16 protein-coding genes are annotated in these 18,927 nt (G+C 72.4%); 12 read left to right on the plus strand and 4 right to left on the minus strand.

All coding sequences use genetic code 11. The features are described from left to right. Nucleotides 1-82 precede the first annotated feature (82 nt). Nucleotides 83-2,527 (minus strand): SpoIIE family protein phosphatase, encoded by a 2,445-nt coding sequence (locus tag ACKTSN_RS03045; protein ID WP_409467651.1) that lies wholly within the window; start codon nucleotides 2,525-2,527, stop codon nucleotides 83-85. A 163-nt stretch (nucleotides 2,528-2,690) separates the two neighbouring features. Between ACKTSN_RS03045 and ACKTSN_RS03050 the strand changes: the two genes are divergently transcribed. Continuing rightward, the gene (locus tag ACKTSN_RS03050) at nucleotides 2,691-4,832 is read left to right on the plus strand and encodes a PP2C family protein-serine/threonine phosphatase (RefSeq protein WP_409467652.1); all 2,142 of its coding nucleotides are present in this window, start codon (nucleotides 2,691-2,693) and stop codon (nucleotides 4,830-4,832) included. Nucleotides 4,833-4,902: 70 nt separating this feature from the next. On the opposite strand, the gene ACKTSN_RS03055 is transcribed toward ACKTSN_RS03050, so the two are convergent. Further along, nucleotides 4,903-6,243: a S1 family peptidase gene (locus ACKTSN_RS03055; RefSeq protein ID WP_409467653.1), complete on the minus strand. Its 1,341-nt coding sequence runs from the start codon at nucleotides 6,241-6,243 to the stop codon at nucleotides 4,903-4,905. Nucleotides 6,244-6,431: 188 nt separating this feature from the next. On the opposite strand from ACKTSN_RS03055, the gene ACKTSN_RS03060 reads away from it, so the two are divergent. The 7 genes from ACKTSN_RS03060 (at nucleotide 6,432) to ACKTSN_RS03090 (ending at nucleotide 14,790) form a co-directional block, all read left to right on the plus strand. After that, nucleotides 6,432-6,857 (plus strand): PaaI family thioesterase, encoded by a 426-nt coding sequence (locus tag ACKTSN_RS03060; RefSeq protein WP_409467654.1) that lies wholly within the window; start codon nucleotides 6,432-6,434, stop codon nucleotides 6,855-6,857. A gap of 437 nt (nucleotides 6,858-7,294) precedes the next feature. Next, complete coding sequence (locus tag ACKTSN_RS03065; RefSeq protein ID WP_409467655.1) at nucleotides 7,295-7,510, plus strand: type A2 lantipeptide; 216 nt, start codon at nucleotides 7,295-7,297, stop codon at nucleotides 7,508-7,510. A 93-nt stretch (nucleotides 7,511-7,603) separates the two neighbouring features. Next, entirely contained in the window at nucleotides 7,604-8,410 is an 807-nt protein-coding gene (locus tag ACKTSN_RS03070) for an HlyD family efflux transporter periplasmic adaptor subunit (RefSeq protein WP_409467656.1), read from the plus strand. Continuing rightward, entirely contained in the window at nucleotides 8,407-10,626 is a 2,220-nt protein-coding gene (locus tag ACKTSN_RS03075; protein WP_409467657.1) for an NHLP family bacteriocin export ABC transporter peptidase/permease/ATPase subunit, read from the plus strand. Before ACKTSN_RS03070 ends, ACKTSN_RS03075 begins: the two co-directional genes overlap by 4 nt. Nucleotide 10,627: 1 nt before the next feature. Then, entirely contained in the window at nucleotides 10,628-13,444 is a 2,817-nt protein-coding gene (locus ACKTSN_RS03080) for an NHLP bacteriocin export ABC transporter permease/ATPase subunit (RefSeq protein WP_409467658.1), read from the plus strand. A 101-nt stretch (nucleotides 13,445-13,545) separates the two neighbouring features. Then, the gene (locus ACKTSN_RS03085) at nucleotides 13,546-14,553 is read left to right on the plus strand and encodes a Ppx/GppA family phosphatase (RefSeq protein WP_409467659.1); all 1,008 of its coding nucleotides are present in this window, start codon (nucleotides 13,546-13,548) and stop codon (nucleotides 14,551-14,553) included. A gap of 27 nt (nucleotides 14,554-14,580) precedes the next feature. Further along, the gene (locus ACKTSN_RS03090; protein ID WP_409467660.1) at nucleotides 14,581-14,790 is read left to right on the plus strand and encodes a hypothetical protein; all 210 of its coding nucleotides are present in this window, start codon (nucleotides 14,581-14,583) and stop codon (nucleotides 14,788-14,790) included. Nucleotides 14,791-14,818: 28 nt separating this feature from the next. On the opposite strand, the gene ACKTSN_RS03095 is transcribed toward ACKTSN_RS03090, so the two are convergent. Further along, nucleotides 14,819-15,427: a flavodoxin family protein gene (locus ACKTSN_RS03095; RefSeq protein WP_409467661.1), complete on the minus strand. Its 609-nt coding sequence runs from the start codon at nucleotides 15,425-15,427 to the stop codon at nucleotides 14,819-14,821. Between the two features lie 74 nt (nucleotides 15,428-15,501). On the opposite strand from ACKTSN_RS03095, the gene ACKTSN_RS03100 reads away from it, so the two are divergent. Genes ACKTSN_RS03100 through ACKTSN_RS03110 form a run of 3 tightly spaced genes read left to right on the plus strand, consistent with a single transcriptional unit; the run spans nucleotide 15,502 to nucleotide 17,386 of the window. Continuing rightward, on the plus strand, nucleotides 15,502-16,515 hold the full coding sequence (locus tag ACKTSN_RS03100) for an iron-containing redox enzyme family protein (RefSeq protein WP_409474722.1): 1,014 nt from the start codon (nucleotides 15,502-15,504) through the stop codon (nucleotides 16,513-16,515). Beyond that, nucleotides 16,516-17,190, plus strand: a complete 675-nt coding sequence (locus tag ACKTSN_RS03105; RefSeq protein ID WP_409467662.1) for a HemK2/MTQ2 family protein methyltransferase — start codon at nucleotides 16,516-16,518, stop codon at nucleotides 17,188-17,190. Beyond that, nucleotides 17,171-17,386 (plus strand): CDGSH iron-sulfur domain-containing protein, encoded by a 216-nt coding sequence (locus ACKTSN_RS03110; protein ID WP_129803250.1) that lies wholly within the window; start codon nucleotides 17,171-17,173, stop codon nucleotides 17,384-17,386. The genes ACKTSN_RS03105 and ACKTSN_RS03110 overlap by 20 nt, the downstream gene beginning before the upstream one ends. A gap of 134 nt (nucleotides 17,387-17,520) precedes the next feature. On the opposite strand, the gene ACKTSN_RS03115 is transcribed toward ACKTSN_RS03110, so the two are convergent. Then, on the minus strand, nucleotides 17,521-17,955 hold the full coding sequence (locus ACKTSN_RS03115) for a subtilase-type protease inhibitor (RefSeq protein ID WP_409467663.1): 435 nt from the start codon (nucleotides 17,953-17,955) through the stop codon (nucleotides 17,521-17,523). Between the two features lie 326 nt (nucleotides 17,956-18,281). Between ACKTSN_RS03115 and ACKTSN_RS03120 the strand changes: the two genes are divergently transcribed. Then, entirely contained in the window at nucleotides 18,282-18,836 is a 555-nt protein-coding gene (locus ACKTSN_RS03120; protein WP_409467664.1) for a hypothetical protein, read from the plus strand. Nucleotides 18,837-18,927 lie beyond the last annotated feature (91 nt).

Consider the following 18,927-nt stretch of genomic DNA (forward strand, 5'->3'; position numbering starts at 1 on the left):
CGGGGCGGCGCCGAGCGCCGACGGGCCGTGAAACACCCCGTTCGGGGGGTGCACCCGGGGGCCTGCGCCAGCACGTGCGGCGTCAGCGGTTCAGGGTGATCTCGCTCCAGACCTGTTTGCCGCCGCTGACGGGCACCGTCCCCCAGGCCGCCGACATGGCCTCCACCAGCAGCAGGCCGCGGCCGCCCGTGGCCTCCCAGCCGATGCTGGTCGGCCGGACGGGGCTGCGGGGCGAGGTGTCGGCCACGGCGACGCGCAGCCGGCTGTTGACCAGAGTGAGGTCGAGGCGGACTTGGCCGTCGGTGTGCACGAGGGCGTTGGTGACGAGTTCGGAGACGACCAGCTGAACGGCGTCGGCCTCCTCGGTCACGTCCCAGGCGCGCAGCGTGCGCCGGGTGAAGCGGCGGGCGTGCCGCACGGCCTCCGGGAGCCGCCAGACGGTCCAGGTCTCGCGCCGCGGACGTACGGCCATGCCGTCGTACCTCATGAGGAGCAGGGCCACGTCGTCGCCGCGGTGCGCGTTGCCGAGAAGGGCGTCGGCGACCAGGCCGAGGTGCGCGGGGTCGGCGGCGCCCAGCGCGTGGGCGAACCCCGCCATGCCCTCGTCGATGTCGGCGTCGGCGGACTCGACGAGGCCGTCCGTGGTCAGGGCGACCAGCGTGCCGGGCTGCAGTCGCAGCGGGCTCATCGGGAAGTCGGCCTGGGCCGCCACGCCGAGCGGCGGACCGCCCTCGGCCTCGGCGATGTGGGTACTGCCGTCGGGGTGACGCAGGACGGGAGGCAGGTGTCCGGCGCGCACGCACCACGCGGAGCCCTCCTCCATGTCGACGTCGACGTAGGCGCAGGTGGCGAAGAGGTCGGTCTCCAGGTCGACGAGGAGGCGGTTGGCGTGCGAGACCACCACGTCCGGCGGGTGTCCCTCCACGGCGTACGCGCGAATGGCGGTGCGCATCTGGCCCATGAGGGTGGCGGCAGCGGCGCTGTGGCCCTGGACGTCCCCGATGACGAGGGCGACGTGGTTGTCGGTCAACGGGATGACGTCGTACCAGTCGCCGCCGACCTCCAGACCGGCGGTGGCGGGCAGGTAGCGGGCGACGGCGACCGCGCCGGGGAGCTTGGGCAGGCGGCGCGGCAGGAGCTGGCGCTGGAGCATGCCGACGAGTTCGTGCTCGGCGTCAAAGGCGTGGGCGCGCATCAGGGCCTGCCCGGCGAGGCCGGCGGAGGCGGTGAGCAGGGCGCGTTCGTCGGGGCCGAAGTCGTGCGAGCGGTCCCAGCCGATCAGACAGGCGCCGGCCATGCGGTTGCCGGCGGGCAGTGGCAGGACGGCCAGGCCGCCGGGGCCGACGTCGGCGAGCGCGGGTTCCAGGGCGGTTCCGGCGGGCCAGATCTGGGCCCGGCCCTCGCGCAGGGCGCCGGCCAGGGTGGGCATGGCGCGTACCGGGGCGTCGGGCCATTCGCTGCGCCACTCCAGGCGCCACAGCTCGGGCCAGGCCTCGGGTTCGGGCGGGTCGAGGACGGTGACGACGAGCCGGTCGTGCTCCAGTTCGGCCAGCGCGATCCGGTCGGCCCGCAGCGGTCGGCGCAGGGCGGCGACCACGGCCTGGCTGACGTCGCGGACGGTGCCCGCGGTGGCCAGGGCGGCGGCCAGCCGCTGGACGCGGGCGACGTCGGTGACCTCGGCGCGCAGCGTGGAGGCGTCGGCGACGGTGCCGACCAGCCGGGCCGGCCGACCGTCGCCACCGGGCAGGAACCGGCCGCGCAGCCTGAGCCACTTCGGCGGGCCGGTGGGCTGGAGCACCCGGAACTCCAGCTCGCGGTCGCCGATGGACATGTGGTCGGCCTCCACCACGGACATCAGCGACGGCAGATCCTCCGGGACGGTGAGGCCGAGCAGGGTCTCGACCTTGCCGTCGAACTCGTCCCGGGTGAGGCCGAACAGCTCCAGGATGTCGTCGCCGACCTCGACGCGGCCGCTGTCCATGGCGAGGCTGAACGCGCCCGGCGGGAGCTCGCCGCCCTCGGCGGGTTCGGCCGGGGCGTGGGCGGCGACCGCGTCCGCGAACAGCTCCAGGCACTTGCGGTCCTCGGTGTCGAAGCCGTCCCGCCCCTCGCTCGCGGCCAGCAGGCAGACACCGTCGTCGCCCCGGTACGCCGGCAGGGCAGCCAGGAAGAAGTCCCGCGACGGGGTACGGCGTGCCTCCGCACGGTCGGCGAGATCCCCCGGCCCGAGCCACACGGGCCGCTTCGTGCGACGTGCCTCGGCCACCGGGGAGCGCCCGGCGACGGGATAGCTGTCGCGCAGGCCGTACAGCGTCCTCGGCACACCGGCCGAATCGGCCAGGCACAGCAGGTCGCCGTCCTCGCCGGGCGTGTACGCGGCGGCGAAGGTCGCCCGCGCGAAGACGAGCGCCAGTTCGAGCACGCGCTGCCTGCGCTCGGGAGAGTCCGGGTCGGCCATGAGCGCGGTGAGGGCGTCCCCGGCACGCAGCACTCTCGTTCCGCGTCCCGTGCCGCCCTCACTGACCACGTCCGTATTACAGCGCTTATGGTGCGTCCGCGCAGCCCCCGTGACCCGTGCACGCTCCGGAACACACACCGTGCGGACCGGCTCGGGGGCCGTTCGCCGTGCGCGGTGGGCACCAACGAGGGAGATTTGGAGCCTGGGTCCCGTCCCGTGGCGCTGCGAGGAGGTGGTCGGTGTGCCCGACGGCCAGGCACCGGCGGTCCGCAGGGCCCCGGCGGGCAGCCCCCTGCTGTCGCTGGCGCTGGCCACGATGATGGACGGCGTCGACGCCCACTCCGGCGCGGTGTATCTGCTCGCGGCCGACGAGCCGGTGCTGGAGATGGCGGTCATGGCAGGGTTGCCGCGGGCCTTCGCCGCGCCCTGGGAGCGGGTGGGGCTGAGCGCCCCGATCCCGGTCGCCGAGGCCGTGCGCGAGCGGCGGCTGATCTGGGTCCCCGGCGACGAGGAGATGGCCCGCCGCTATCCGCGCGTCTCCGTGGTCCTGCCGTATCCGTTCGCGCTGGCCGCGCTGCCGGTGGCCACCGAGGCCGCCGTGTACGGGGCGGTGTTCGTGACCTGGCCGGGCTCGCACCCGCACGAGCTGTCCGACCGGGAGCGCGAGCACCTGACGGCTGCCTGCGAACGGCTCGCGGTACGGCTGGCGCGGGCCGCGGAGGAGAGCCGCCCGGTGCTGCCGGAGCCCGATCTGCTCGCCGCGCCGCCCACCGGGGGCGTGGCCGGCACACTCGGCTCGATAGAGGCGGCGCGGATGGTGGCACGGCTGCCGTACGGGTTGTGCTCCCTCGATCTGCACGGTCGTATCGCCTTCGGCAACGCGGCGGCCGCCGAGCTGATCGGGGTTCCGGTCAGCCGGCTGCTCGGCACCCAGCTGTGGGCGACGGTGCCCTGGCTCAACGACCCCGTGTACGAGGACCGTTACCGGGCCGCGCTGATCAGCCAGCAGCCCACGTCGTTCCTGGCGCTGCGACCGCCGGGCGAGTGGCTGTCGTTCCGCCTGTATCCGAGTACGACAGGGCTGAGCGTCCGGGTCAGCCGGGCCCGGGGGGTGTCGGAGATGGGCCGGGCGCTGCCGCGGGCCGGCGGATCGCCGTCCCGGCTGGTGACCATCTCCCAGGTGCTGACCCTGGCGGGCGCGCTGACCCAGGCCGTGACGGTGCAGGACGTGGTGCAGCTGGTCGCCGACGAGATCGTCCCGGCCGTGGGCGGCCAGGCCCTGGTCGTGCTCGGTTCGCGGGCGGGCCGGCTGCATGTGCTGGGGCACCGAGGGTATGCCGACCCGCACATCGTGGAACGGTTCGACGGGATGCCGCTGAGCGAGCCGACGCCGGGCGCGCATGCCCTGAACAGCGGGGTGCCCGCGTTCTTCGAGTCCCGCGAGGAGCTGGAGCGGCTGTATCCGATCCGGCACACGGCCCCGGACGGCTTCGCCGCGTGGGCGTATCTGCCGCTGATCGCCTCCGGACGCCCGGTGGGCACCGTCGTGCTGGCCTACCCCGAACCGCGCGTCTTCGCCGCGGACGAGAAGGCGGTGCTGTCCAGTCTCGGCGGGCTGATCGCCCTCGCGCTGGAACGGGCCCTGCTGTACGACGCCAAGCACCAGCTGGCGCACGGGCTGCAGGCGGCCCTGCTGCCGCCCTCGCTGCCGCCGCTGCCCGGCATCGACACGGCCGCGCGCTATCTGCCGAGCACCCGGGGCATGGACATCGGCGGCGACTTCTACGACCTGGTGCAGAGCGGAGGACTGGCGGCGGCGGTGATCGGGGACGTGCAGGGGCACAACGTGACCGCGGCCGGGCTGATGGGGCAGATCCGTACCGCCGTCCGTGCCTACACGACGGTCGGTCAGGCGCCGGAGGAGGTCATGCGCAGCACCAACCGGCTGCTCATCGACCTCGGGTCCGACCTGTTCGCCAGCTGTCTGTATCTGCGGCTCGATCCGGTGCGCGGGCGGGCCGTGATGGCCCGGGCCGGGCATCCGCCGCCGCTGCTGAGGCGGCCGGACGGCCGGGTACGGGTGCTCGACCTCGCGGGCGGTCCGCTGCTGGGGATCGACGCTTCGGCGACGTATCCGACGACGGAGGTCGACCTGGCGCCCGGCTCGGTACTCGCCCTCTACACCGACGGACTCGTCGAATCCCCCGGCGCCGACATCGAGGATGCGCTCGCCGTTCTGGGGCGGCGCCTGTGCGAGGCCGGGGACCGGCCGCTGGACGAGCTGGCCGACGTGCTCGTGGGGCACGAGGCGGGCACGGAGGAGCGGATCGACGACGTGGCGCTGCTGCTGTTGCGGGCGCGGGGGGCTGGCTGAGCGTCGTACGAACGGGGTGGTCCGGCCCTCCCGCCGGAGGGCCGGACCACACCTGACGGGTGCGTACGGATCAGGGCGTCTCGGTCAGCCCGGAGCCGTCCTCCACTCCGGCACCTGACTGGTCACCGACACCGGCTTCCTCACCGGCACCTGCTTCCTCGCCACCGGCCTCGCCGCCGACCTCACCGCCGCCGGCTTCCTCACCGCCGATCTCACCGCCGCCGGTTTCCTCACCGCCGACCTCGCCGCCGCCGGCTTCCTCGCCACCGGCCTCATCGCCACCGGCCGCGTCGCCCGCGCCCAGTGTCGCGCCGACCGCCTCGAGGGCCGTCGTGACCGGCTGGAAGAACGTCTCGCCGCCGACCGTGCAGTCGCCGCTGCCGCCCGAGGTCAGGCCGAGCGCGAGCCCGTCCTGGGTGAACATCGAGCCGCCGCTGTCGCCGGGTTCGGCGCAGACGTTGGTCTGGATGAGCCCGGTGACGGTGCCCTCCGGGTAGTTGACGGTGGCGTCGAGCCCGGTGACCGTACCGTCGGCGAGGCCCGTGGTGCTGCCCATCCGGAACACCTCCTGGCCGACGGTGGCTTCCGCGGCCTGGAGGATCTGGACGGTCTGCCCGCCGCCGACGTTGACGTCGCTCGGCGCCTCGGTGGCCGGGTCGTCGTACTTGACGAGCGCGAAGTCGCCCTCGCCGGGGAAGACGGCCTGGTCGACGGTGGCGATCGGCGCCCCGTCCTGGCTGTCCGACCACTGGTCCACCGCGACTCCGCAGTGACCGGCGGTCAGGAAGGCCGGACTGCCGTCCCCCGCGGTCACGTTGAAGCCGAGCGAACAGCGGGAGCCGCCGCCGAATATCGCGTCGCCGCCCGAGGCGAAGGTCTTGAAGGTGCCGGCCGACTTCTGGATGGTCGCCATGCCCGAGCCGAGGCTCTGAACGGTCGACTCCAGGGTGTCCCACTTCTCGCCGGTGACCGTGCTGTCGGCGGTGACCAGGATCTTGTTCGTCCTGGGGTCGACGGCCCAGGCGGTGCCCGGGATGGTGGCCTCGGACTTCAGGGTCTGCGCGGCGGACTGGAGTTCGGCCGTGCTGTTGTCGACCTGGCGCACCGCGGCGCCGGCCTTCTTGGCCTGGACGACGAGCTGGTTGTTGTCCCCGACGACGTTGACGACGAGCTGCTGGCTGCCCTCGTCGTAGTACGAGCCGGCGAAGGCGTCGCCGAGCAACCCGGCGAGCTGAGTGGCGAGGTCCGAGGCGTCGCCCGCCTTCAGGGTCTTGGGGGCGGCGGCGGTGGTGTCCTCGGCACCGTCCTGGGACGCGTTGGCGTTCGGCAGCAGGAGTGCCGCCGCTCCGAGCGCCGCCACGCTGCCCGCCGCAATCGCGGCCTTGCGCTTCGGAATTCGCTTGTGACTCAAGACTTCTCGACCTCCTGAAGGACGGGGTCTGTGCCGCCGTCTCAGCAGCTGTTGGGGGCGCCTGGATGGCCACTGGTACGCATGGGGCGCGCGGGGCGTTCAATTCCGGTTTCGTGGTGCGCCGGTGGGCCACGCCGATTCGGCCAGGAGCCGGGCGCGGCCGGCGTGCGCCGGGAACAATCGCCCATATGACGATGACCATCGCCGAAGCCGACAAGATCCTCACCGCCAACTTCGCTCCCTGGGTGCTGGAGCTGGGCCTGTCCGTGGCGGAGTTGGGCGACCAGCGGGCCGTCCTGCGCATGCCCTGGTCACAGCGGCTGGCCCGGGAGGGCGGCGCGCTGTCCGGGCAGGCCCTGATGGCGGCCGCCGACACCACGACCGTGATCGCCGTCTCGGTGGCGCGGGGGGCCTTCGTACCGATGACGACGGTTCAGCAGTCGACGTCCTTCCAGCGCGCGGTGACGGATTCGGATGTCCTGATCGAGGCGGTGCTCACCAAGCTGGGCCGCCGCATGGCGTTCGCCGACATCGCCATGACCGCCGAACGGACGGGTGAACTCGCGGCGCGCGCGAGCACCGTCTATGCCCTCCTGGGCCAACACGATCCGTGATCGATCGACAACGATCCGTTCCGAACAGCGAGCGGAATCCCAGCTTCAGGGAATCTGCACATCCAATACGCAACCAAGTCACCGGGAACGGCGGATCCGCACAATCGCACGCCCCCGGACTCTCCTTTGGGGCGGGAGTGCCGGATTCACCGCCCGGGCGGCAAGGGGCCTGGACGGGCCGATGCGGTGCGGCTTGTGAAGAAGCTGCCGACAACGCGTGCGCACGCCTGCACGGATCACGGCCGACGGTACTCAAGTGACCTGGTGAGACGGCTGATTGATTGGATGCCCGTGGTCGCCGCGTGCTTTGATCCATCGCACCGCGGAGGCCGTGCAGGGCTTCCCGGAAGGGGCACTCGGCGCCACCGCGGTCGCGGCCGTCCCCAGAGGGGGCCGCTCCCCCCTTGTGAAATATCCATACGAAGGGAAGTTCCATCATGAACTCCACCCCCCAGGTTGAGACCGTCGAGATCTCCGACGCCGAGCTGGACAACGTCTCCGGCGGCCTGTCCGTGAACGCGGTCAACACCGTGACCGGTGCGCTGGACGGCATCGCCCCCGTTTCCGCCACGGTCGACACGGTCGTCGGCACGGTCGAGGGTGTCACGGGCCTGAACACCGCCCCGGTCACCAGCCTGGTCGCCGGTCTCTGATCGCACCCCAGTGCCGTTGAGTCCCGGAGTCGCATCCCGGCTCCGGGACTCTTCGGATGCCGTCATGCAGTCCACCCGGTGAGGGAAAGTTCCGTGCAGTTCCGCCAACAGGCCCTCGCCAAGCTCCAGTCGCCGGAGGAGCTCGACCTTCCGGTGCGCCTCGCCCGCCCGCAGGGCTGGCTCGTGCTGTCCGTGACGGTGGTCGCGATGGCCGCCGCGTCCGTGTGGGCCGTGACGGGCTCGGTGACCTCCACCGTGAGCGCGCCCGCCATCCTCACGCACGGCGAGGGCAGTTACATCCTGCAGAGCCCCGTCGCGGGCCAGGTGACCGCGATCCTCGCCGAGGAAGGCGAGCGGCTGCCCGCGAACTCCCCCGTCCTCAAGCTCCGTACCGCTGAGGGCGAGACGGTGGTCCGCACGATCGCCGCGGGCCGTCTCACCGCACTGGCCGCGACGATCGGCCAGATCATCTCCACCGGCGCGAACGTCGCCGCCGTGGAGAAGGTCGCCGACACGGACGACCCGCTGTACGCCACGGTGTACGTCCCGGCGGAGAACGCCAGCTCGATCCCCGCGAACGCGGCCGTGGACCTGACCGTGCAGACGGTCCCCACCCAGGAGTACGGCGTTCTGCGCGGCCATGTGAAGTCGGTGGACCGCTCTCCCCAGTCCGCGCAGCAGATCGCCGCGTTCCTCGGCGACAGCCAGCTGGGCCAGCAGTTCACGAAGAACGGCCGCCCGGTCGCGGTGCTGGTCCGCCTGGACAAGTCGTCCGGCACGAAGAGCGGCTACACGTGGTCGTCGACGGACGGACCGCCGTACGCCCTCACCTCCATGACCATGGCCACGGGTTCGATCCGGCTGGCCGATCAGCGTCCCGTCGATTGGCTGCTGCCGTGACCACCGCCCAGGAGACCCGGGGCAGACGCCGCGCCGCCCCGCCCAAGCGTCAGATCCCCAAGAGCCGCGGCAGGACCGTGCGCACCCCCACCGTCCTGCAGATGGAGGCCGTGGAGTGCGGCGCCGCCTCCCTCGCGATGGTGCTCGGCCACTACGGCAAGCACGTCCCGCTGGAGGAACTGCGCATCGCCTGCGGCGTCTCCCGCGACGGCTCGCGCGCCAGCAACCTGCTGAAGGCGGCGCGCAGTTACGGCCTCACGGCCAAGGGCATGCAGATGGACCTGGCCGCCCTCGCCGAGGTGAAGGCGCCGGCCGTCCTGTTCTGGGAGTTCAACCACTACGTCGTCTTCGACGGCATGGGGCGTCGCTTCGGCCGCCGCGGGGTGTTCATCAACGACCCCGGCAAGGGCCGCCGTTTCATCCCGATGGAGGAGTTCGACGGCAGCTTCACCGGCGTCGTCCTCACGATGGAGCCGGGCGACGACTTCACGCGGGGCGGGCGCAAGCCCGGTGTGTGGGGCGCGATGCCCGCCCGGCTGCGCGGCACCGCCGGCACGATGCCCGCCGCCGTCCTCGCGAGTCTGCTGCTGGTCCTGGTCGGCGCGGCCGTGCCCGCGCTCAGCCGGACCTATATCGACATGTTCCTGATCGGCGGCCAGACGTCCCTGCTGGACGTGCTGTTCGCGTCCATGGGCGCCTGTGTGCTGCTCACCCTGATCCTCACCTGGCTGCAACAGGCCAACCTGCACCACGGCCGCATCATCTCCTCGACCCTGTCCAGCGCCCGCTTCCTGCGCCATCTGCTGCGGCTGCCGGTCACCTTCTTCTCCCAGCGCAGCCCCGCCGACCTGGTACAACGCCTCCAGTCCAACGACGCCGTGGCCGAGACCCTCGCCCGCGACCTCGCGGCGGCGGGCGTGGACGCGGTGGTCGTGGTGCTGTACGCCGTGCTCCTCTACACCTACGACCCGCAGCTGACGTTCGTCGGCATCGGCGTGGCCCTGCTGAACATCGTCGCCATGCGGGTCGTCATCCGGCTGCGCGCGACCCGTACGGCGAAGCTGCGCGCGGACAACGCCCGGCTCACCAACACGGCGTACACCGGGCTCCAGCTGATCGAGACCATGAAGGCGACCGGCGGCGAGGACGGCTACTTCCGCAAGTGGGCCGGACAGCACGCCACGACACTGGAGGAGCAGCAGCGGCTCGGCGTGCCGAGCGCCTGGCTGGGCGTGGTCGCGCCGACCCTTGCGACGCTGAACAGCGCACTGATCCTGTGGATCGGCGGCATGCGCGCGATCGAGGGCCACATCTCGGTGGGTCTGCTGGTCGCCTTCCAGGCGCTGGTGACCCGCTTCACGGCGCCGCTGACCCGGCTCAACGGCGTCGCGGGCCGCATCCAGGACTTCGCGGCCGACGTGGCCCGCCTGAAAGACGTCGAGAACTTCCGCACGGACCCGCTGTACGACCGGGCGGGCGGCGACTCCACCCGCCGGCTGCACGGTCACGTGGAGCTGGAGAACATCACCTTCGGCTACAGCCCGCTGGACAAGCCGCTGCTCACCGGCTTCGACCTCACCGTCGGACCGGGGCAGCAGGTCGCACTGGTCGGGGGCTCGGGCAGCGGCAAGTCGACCGTCTCCCGGCTGATCTCGGGCCTGTACGCACCCTGGGAGGGCGTGATCCGCATCGACGGACAGCGCCTGGAGGACATCCCGCGCGGCTCGCTCGCGGCCTCCGTCTCCTTCGTCGACCAGGACGTGTTCCTCTTCGAGGGCTCGGTGCGCGACAACGTGGCGCTGTGGGACCCGTCGATCCCGGACGAGGCCGTGGTGGAGGCGCTGCGGGACGCGGCACTGTACGACGTCGTCATGCGCCGCCCCGGCGGCATCCACAGCAAGGTCGAGCAGGACGGCCGCAACTTCTCCGGCGGGCAGCGCCAACGCCTGGAGATCGCCCGGGCGTTGGTGCGCCGGCCCAGCATCCTCGTGCTCGACGAGGTGACCAGCGCGCTCGACGCCGAGACCGAGCTGGTCGTCATGGACAACCTGCGCCGGCGCGGCTGCGCGTGTGTGGTCATCGCCCACCGGCTCAGCACGGTGCGCGACAGCGACGAGATCGTCGTACTCCAGCACGGCACGATCGTGGAGCGCGGGCGGCACGACGAGCTGGTGGCGCGCGGCGGGGCGTACGCGGCACTGGTCAGGGAGCGGTGAGATGACGTCCGTGCACGAAGACGACTACGTCCTCGGGGCGCTCGGCTCGCTGGGCACGCCGATCGACTGTGCCGGGCTGGGCCGCCTGGACCTGGAGGGTCCGCAGGTGCTGTGGCTGGTCGCGGCGGGCGCCCTCGACCTGTTCGCGGTCGACGCCGCGCAGCAGGGCCACTGGCACCACCTCGGCCGGCTGGAGGCGGGCTCGCTGCTGCTCGGCCCGGTCGCCGGACCGCAGCACACGCTGGTCGCCCGCCCGGTGCGGGACTGCGTCGTGCACCGCATCGGGCTGCGCGAGCTGTACCAGCCCGCCGTCACCCAGACCTGGTCGTACGACGAGTACGGCAACCCCCAGTACGTACCACCCACGTCGAGCCCGCTGGAGTACGCCCTCGCCCTGGGCGTCGGCCGCGGCCTGTCCATCCTCTTCCAGGCGCCGACCGCCGGTGAGCGCGCCGCGGAGATGACCGACGACGACGTCTTCTGGATGCAGGTGCCGCCCGGCAGCGTGCAGTACGGCTCCCTGTACGGGGCGGAGGCGGCGGCCGACCTACTGATGGATCCGGCGGTCTGGCAGAGCATGGTCGACCAGCAGTACCGCCTGCTGACCACGCTGGACCGCTGGATCGAGCAGCTGGAGCGCACCCACGAGACGCGCACGGCCGCCGGTATCAGGGCCGGTGAGCAGGTACGCGCCCAGGCCGACCGGACCCTGCTCGCCTCGATCGGCAAGTCGTCGGGCAAGCGCACGACGGCCGCCGACGCGGACGCCACGTACGCGGCCTGCAAGCTGGTCGCGGGCGCGGTCGGCATCGTCCTCGCCGACCCTGGGCACAGCGGCACCGAGAGCGACCGCCTCGACCCGGTCGAGCGCATCGCCCTCGCCTCGCGCGTGCGCACCCGTGCGGTCCGGCTGGACGGCAGCTGGTGGCGTGACAACGTCGGCCCGCTGGTGGGCCACCGCGCCCTGTCCGGGGCGCCGGTCGCGCTGCTGTGGCGGCGTGGCGGCTATGTGGCGGTGCATCCGGCGACCGGGCGTGAGACGCCGGTCGAGAAGGCCAACGCGGCGGAGTTCGAGCCGCGCGCGGTGATGTTCTACCGGCCGCTTCCCGAACGCCCGCTGGGCCCGCTGGGCCTGCTGCGCTTCTGCATGCGGGGCACCCGCGGCGACGTGACCGGGCTGCTGCTCAGCGGGCTGGTGACAGTCGCCATCGGGGCGCTGGTGCCGATCGCCACGGGTAAGGTGCTCGGCGAGTTCGTGCCGAAGGCGCAGGCCGGGCTCATCGCGCAGGTGTGCCTGGCGGTGATGGTCAGCAGTGTCGTCGCGGCGGCCTTCATGCTGCTGCAGAACATGACCATCCTGCGCCTGGAGGGCCGTATCGAGGCAACCCTCCAACCGGCCGTGTGGGACCGGCTGTTGCGGCTGCCGACGAAGTTCTTCACCGGGCGTTCCACCGGCGAGCTGGCCAGTGCCGCCATGGGCATCAGCGCGATCCGCCGACTGCTCGCGGGCGTCGGGCCCACGGTCGCCCAGTCGGTCACCATCGGCGCGATGAACCTGGGGCTGCTGCTCTGGTTCAGCGTCCCGATGGCGCTGGCCGCGATCGGCATGCTGGTCGTCATCGCCGCCGTCTTCCTCGGCCTCGGGCTGTGGCAGGTGCGCTGGCAGCGACGTCTGACGGTGCTCACCAACAAGCTGAACAACCAGGCCTTCCAGACCCTGCGGGGCCTGCCCAAGCTGCGGGTCGCGGCCGCCGAGAACTACGCCTACGCCGCCTGGGCGAGCGAGTTCGCCCGCAGCCGGGAGCTGCAACAGCGCCTCGGCCGGATCAAGAACCTCACCACGGTGCTCGGCGCGATCTATCTCCCGCTGTGCTCGCTGCTGATGTTCATGCTGCTCGCGGGCCCGGCGCGGGGCGCGATGTCCGCCGCCGACTTCCTCGCCTTCAACACCTCGGTGACCATGCTGCTCACCTCGGTCACCCAGATCACCGGGGCGTTCGTGTCGTTGGTCGCCGCGCTGCCGCTGTACGAGCAGATCAAGCCGGTGCTGCAGGCGACGCCGGAGGTGCGCACGGCCAGCACCCGGCCCGGTCCGCTCACCGGGGCCGTGGAGGCGCGGCGGCTGTCCTTCCGGTACTCCGACGACGGCCCGCTGGTCCTGGACGACGTGTCCTTCGAGGTGCGGCCCGGCGAGTTCGTGGCGGTCGTCGGCCCGAGCGGCTGCGGCAAGTCGACGCTGCTGCGCCTGCTCATCGGCTTCGACAAGCCGGTCTCCGGCAGTGTCCTCTACGACGGCCAGGACCTGGCGGCGCTCGACCAGTCGGCCGTACGGCGGCAGTGCGGGGTGGTGCTCCAGCACGCGCAGCCGTTCACCGGCTCGATCCTGGACGTCATCTGCGGCACCGAGCCGTACACGCCGGAGGAGGCGATGGCGGCGGCCGAGATGGCGGGGCTCGCCGAGGACATCAAGCGCATGCCGATGGGCCTGCACACGATCGTCGCGGGCAACGGGGCGATCTCCGGCGGCCAGCGGCAGCGGTTGATGATCGCGCAGGCGCTGATCCGCCGACCGCGCATCCTCTTCTTCGACGAGGCGACCAGCGCCCTGGACAACGAGACCCAGCGCAAGGTCATCGAGAGCACCAAGGCCCTCAACGCCACCCGGATCGTCATCGCCCACCGTCTGTCGACGGTGCTGGACGCCGACCGCGTCATCGTGATGGAGGACGGCAAGGTCGCCCAGCAGGGCCCGCCGGCACAACTGCTCGCGGACACCGGCGGCCGGCTCCACGAGCTGGTGCGGCGCCAGTTGGCGTGACCGGCCGGGGCGGCGGCTCCTCCCGTCGCACAGGCGCACTTCGGGGGCGCGTAGGCAGCGGACTCCGTTGTTCCGGGCCGTAATCGGGTACCCGCCAGTCCATGCGAATCAGCGTGGTGGATGTGGGATCGAACACGGTCCGGCTGGTTGTGGCGGATGCGGAGGGCGGGGTGCCGCTGCCGGTCCACACCGCCAAATGGCGCCTGCGTCTGTCCAAGCAGGTCGAGCCCGGGGGCGTGGTCCCCGAGGAGTCCGTCATCCGGCTCGTCGACGCGGTGGCCGAGGCGAGCCGGACCGCGGCGCGGTGGGGCGCTGCGGCCTCGCTGGCCTTCGCGACCGCCGTGGTCCGCAACGCCCCGAACCGCCTGGAGGTGCTGCGCCGCGTCCGGGCGCGGACGGGAGTGGAGCTGTGCACCCTGCCGGGGGAGGTGGAGGCCGAGCTGACGTTCCTTGCGGCGCGGCGCTGGATGGGGTGGCGGTCGGGGCCGCTCGCCCTGCTGGACATCGGCGGTGGCTCGCTCGAAGCGGCGTTCGGCCGTGGGCGTCTGCCCGACTACGTGGCGTCGCTTCCGCTCGGCGCGGGACGGCTGACCCACGAGTTCCTCGCGGGGCAGGATCCGCCGACGCAGGAGCAGGTCCGGGCGTTGCGCCGCAAGGTCCGTCATCAACTGCGGGACGTCGCGGCGCGGATCCGCTGGGAGGGACCGCACACCGCGGTGGCCACCTCCCGGACGTTCCAGCAGCTGGGCCGGCTGTGCGGTGCGGCGCCCGGGCGGCACGGCCCCTTCACGGACCGCCGGATGCACCGCGCGGACCTGCGGGCGGCGGTGGTCCGGCTGGCGTCGCTGTCCGCCGAGGAGCGGGCACTGCTCCCCGGCATTTCGGCGCCGCGTGCCGAACAGAGCCTGGCCGGCGCGGTGGTCGGGCACACAGCGATGAAACTGTCCGGGCTCAAAACGGTCACCATCTGCCCGTGGGCGATCCGTGAGGGCGTGCTGCTGCGCCACATCGAGGACGGCTCGGCCTGGTGGGCCGAGGTCTGCCGGCTCAGCGAGGAGCCCCCTGCCCCGGACCCGGTGCCGCTGCGCGTCGCGTCCGCCGCGCCCTGAAACGGCCCCTGAAGGAGGAATCACGCCGTGTCCGAGGACGCCAAGCAGCCCGAGGAGAAGCCGGACGCCGAGCAGCCCGAGGAGAAGCCCGAGAGCGCGATCGAGGAGATCCTGCGCGAGGTCCAGGACGCCGAGCACCGCACCCGCGACTCGGCGGAGCAGCGCCACCACAGGGGTGAGGCCGGGGAGGCCATCACCCCCAACACCGAAGCTCAGGAGGAGTCCCAGGGGGAATGACCGGCCCAGGGCCCGGGCGCCCGCGCCCCTACCCGGGCGGCGCCCCCACGGGCCGTTCCGTCGGGGCCCGGGCCACCGCGGTGAGGTTGGCGGCCATGGCCCGGCCGGTGCGGTGGGACCACTCGCGGCCGCGTTCGTCGTCGAGGTGGTTCGGGCCTGGGCCGGGGCCGAGATGCCAGTAGGTCCAGGCCTGACCCGGGATCGTGTAGCCGAGGTCTGCGAGCGCGCCCGAGATCTCGCTGATGACGTGGTGCGCGCCGTCCTCGTTGCCGGTGACCACCACGCCGGCGACCCGGTTGTAGGCGACCGGCCTGCCCTCGTCGTCCGTCTCGGAGAGCATCGCGTCCATCCGCTCCAGGACCTTCTGGGCGACGGAGGAGGGCCGGCCGAGCCAGGTCGGCGAGGCGATGACCAGGATCTCGGAGTCGAGCAGCTTGTCGTGGACGTGCGGCCAGGCGTCGCCGTCGCGCACCGCCTCGCTGGTCACGCCCGGCGCGATGTCCAGGTCGACGGCCCGTACGGCATCGACATCCACGCCCTCCTTCTCCAGCTGCTCGACGACGACCCGGGCGAGCGCCTCCGTGTTGGAGGGCTCCGGCGACTGTTTGAGCGTGCAATTGATCATGAGTGCCTTCATGTGTGCCCGGAGTACCCGCAACGGCCGACTCCACTCGGAGGGGACGCCGCGTGCCGCTCGGGTACTCGACCCGCATGAAGCACCGCGAAGGGCCACACCTCCCGTCCCCCCGGGGCCCGGTCTCCGCCGCTGTCGGCGCGTACCTCCGTCGGACGGGTCCGCTGCCGCACGACGAGGACGTCGCGACCGCGGCCGCGTACGGCGACGACCTCCAGCTCGCCCTCCACCTCTGCTACGAACTGCACTACCGGGGCTTCGAGGGCGTGCCCGCGGCCCACGAATGGGACCCCGACCTGCTGCGCACCCGCGCGGTGCTGGAGCACCGCTTCCTGTCCGCACTGCGCGCCGACACCCCCACGCACGACACGGTCGAGGAGGCACTCGCGGAGCTCCTCGTCGAACCGGTCGACGGCACGGGCGTCACCCACTACCTGCGCGACGAGGGCGAGCTGTGGCAGCTGCGCGAGTACGCGGCCCAGCGTTCCGTGTACCACCTCAAGGAGGCCGACCCGCACGCCTGGGTGCTGCCCCGGCTGTGGGGCCGGGCCAAGGCGGCGATGGCGGCGGTGGAGTTCGACGAGTACGGCGGCGGCCGCCCCGACCGGGTGCATGCCCGTCTCTTCGCCGACCTCATGACGGACCTGGGACTGGACACGTCGTACGGGCACTACGTCGACGCGGCGTCGGCTCAGGCACTGGGCACGGTCAACCTGATGTCCCTCTTCGGCCTGCACCGGGCCCTGCGGGGCGCGCTGGTCGGCCACTTCGCCGCGGTGGAGGTCACCTCGTCGCCCGGTTCCCGGCGGCTCGCCGAGGCGATGCGCCGCACCGGGGCCGGACCGGCCGCCGAGCACTTCTACGACGAGCACGTCGAGGCCGACGCGGTCCACGAGCAGGTCGTACGGCACGACGTCATCGGCGGCCTGCTGGCCGAGGAGCCGCACCTCGCGCCCGACGTCGCTTTCGGTGTCGACGCGACCGGACATGTGGAGGACCGGCTCGCCGCCCACCTGCTCACCGAATGGCGTGCCGGACGGTCGTCGCTGCGCACTCCCCTGCCGCCTTCCGATACCTCCCATATTTCCTGAATGCCGGGGTACCTGGGCGGCGTGAAGCCTCTGGTGCCACCCGGTGTCTACACCCCTCAGGAGGACACCGCCCTGCTGGCCGACGCCCTGTCCGAAGAGCCGCTCCCGCCGGGCGCGGACGTCCTCGACGTGGGCACCGGCACCGGGGCGCTGGCCCTGGAGGCCGCGCGGCGGGGCAACCGGGTGACGGCCGTGGACGTGTCGTGGCGGGCCGTGTGGGCGGCGCGGGTCAACGCCTGGCTGGCCGGAGTGCCGGTCCGGGTCCGGCACGGGAATCTCTTCGCCCCCGTGCGCGGCCTGCGGTTCGACCTGATCCTGGCCAACCCGCCGTATGTTCCCGCACCCCCTGGGAGCGCGCAGCCGCGTGGTACGGCGCGGGCCTGGGACGCCGGCCGCGACGGCCGGCTCGTCCTGGACCGGATCTGCCGGGAGTCGCCTGCCCTGCTGCGCCCGGGAGGAGTCCTGCTGGTCGTCCACTCGGCGCTCAGCGATCCGGACCGCACACTGCAACGGCTGCGCGCGTCCGGCCTGAAGGCCACGGTGACCCGGCGGTGCCGGATCGCCTTCGGCCCGGTACTGCGCGAACGGGAGCGCTGGCTACGAGAACGGGGACTGCTGTCCGCCGCCGAGGACAAGGAAGAGCTGGTGGTCGTCCGTGCCGAACTCCCCCTCTGACACGCCGCGCCGGATCAGGGTCCAGCGCCAGGGCCCCGTCCTGGTCGAGGGCCCGGTGGAAGTGGAGCTGGAGGACGGGACCACCGTCACCTCCGACCGCTTCCGCGTCGCCCTGTGCACCTGCCGCCGCAGCCGCCGCTATCCCTGGTGCGACACCAGCCACCGCGACCGGACCCAGGGTCCGTCCGGGGAGTGATCCCCGGGGTCGGCGGGCGGCCCCACTCCCCCCCGACCCCTGGGGCGAGACCGCAGCGGCCCCGCGACGTCGGCCCGCACTCCCCAACTGCGGGCCGCTCACGGCATGCACGGGGACCGTGCGATCCCGGTCCCTCAGAACGCGAAGACGCTCGTCCCGTACGAGTTCTTCACGCACTCGTTGGCGAAGGTGCGCTCATAGGAGACGTACTCGCCCTGCCAGACGCCGCTCACCCGGATGACCACGGGGTCGTACTCCCGGGTGCACCACACGCCCGTTCTGGTTTCCAGGGCGTCGAAGTCCCCTTCCGCGCCTCGTAGTTCGACGCAGGCCCCGACGGCGTTCGGGTGCGTGCCGGACGGCGTCGGGGCGCAGCTCAGCGTCACCGCGCGCTCCGGGGTGACGGTGGCCGCGGTCTCGCCGTGGGCGACGGTGAACACCAGGGCCGACGGGGCGTAGAGCGTGGCCGGGGCGGTGGGCGGCGTGGCGTGCGAGGCTCCGGTCAGGGGTCCGCAGACGGCGGCGGCCGTGAGGCCGAGGGTCGCTGCCCAGCGCGCGGGGTTCCGCATTGTGTGCATCCTTCCGCTCGATTCGATGAGGTGCCGGACCCGGGCTCGGTCGGTGCCGGATCGGCGAGCGCGAGTCTGCCGAGTCCGCCGCCGAAACTCATCTCGACCCCATGGGTTTCAGTAACCTTGCGTATTGAATCAGTGGCGTGAAGTCACGGAATCCGAAACGTTCCAATCGCCGATCCGGGCGGTTCGTGATCGTCCCGGACGGCCGGATGGCCGGATCACCCAGGCTGTTCAATCGGCCTGAAACATTCCGATTGAGCTCTCGGCGGACTCCGTCCCGACCCCTTGTGTTCATGTTCCGACGGAGTAATCGTCATTACATGATTACGACAGAGCAGCAACAGAAACTGCGCGGCTGGTTCGCCGGCCGACTGCCCGACGACCTCTTCGAGGAAGTGACCGAGGTGACGGTCGACCGCGAGGAGATCACCGTGATCGGTCGCATCCCCGAACCCCGGCTCGCCGACGACGCCTCGGCCGCCGAGCGGGACGCGGCCGTACAGGGCCGGATCGAGGAGTTCCGGGAACGCACCCGGGAGGACCGGATGGCGGTGGCCCGCGAGGCCGAGCACCGGTTCCGCCGGAAGGTGTCGTGGGGCGTGGAGTGCGGCGGGCGGCGCGCGCTGTTCACGCATGTGGCAGCCCCCGTCATGACCCGGCTGCGGCAGCCCGAACGCCAGGTGCTCGACACCCTGATCGCGGGCGGCGTCGCCCGCAGCCGCAGCGACGCCCTCGCCTGGTGCGTGCGTCTGGTCCAGCGGCACGCCGACGACTGGCTGGCCGAACTGCGGGACTCCCTCGAACACGTCCAGCGCGTACGGGCGCAGGGACCGGACGCCGAGACCCCGGAGGACACCACCACGAACGACGAATGACCGCCCGCGGTGGCCGAATCATCCATGACGGACACGAAAGATGGATGAACCGTCCTCTGGTTCGGGACGCCCCCGGCGCCGTACCGTCGGC

This window comes from Streptomyces flavusporus (assembly GCF_046267975.1).
In the GTDB taxonomy this organism is placed as follows: domain Bacteria; phylum Actinomycetota; class Actinomycetes; order Streptomycetales; family Streptomycetaceae; genus Streptomyces; species Streptomyces flavusporus.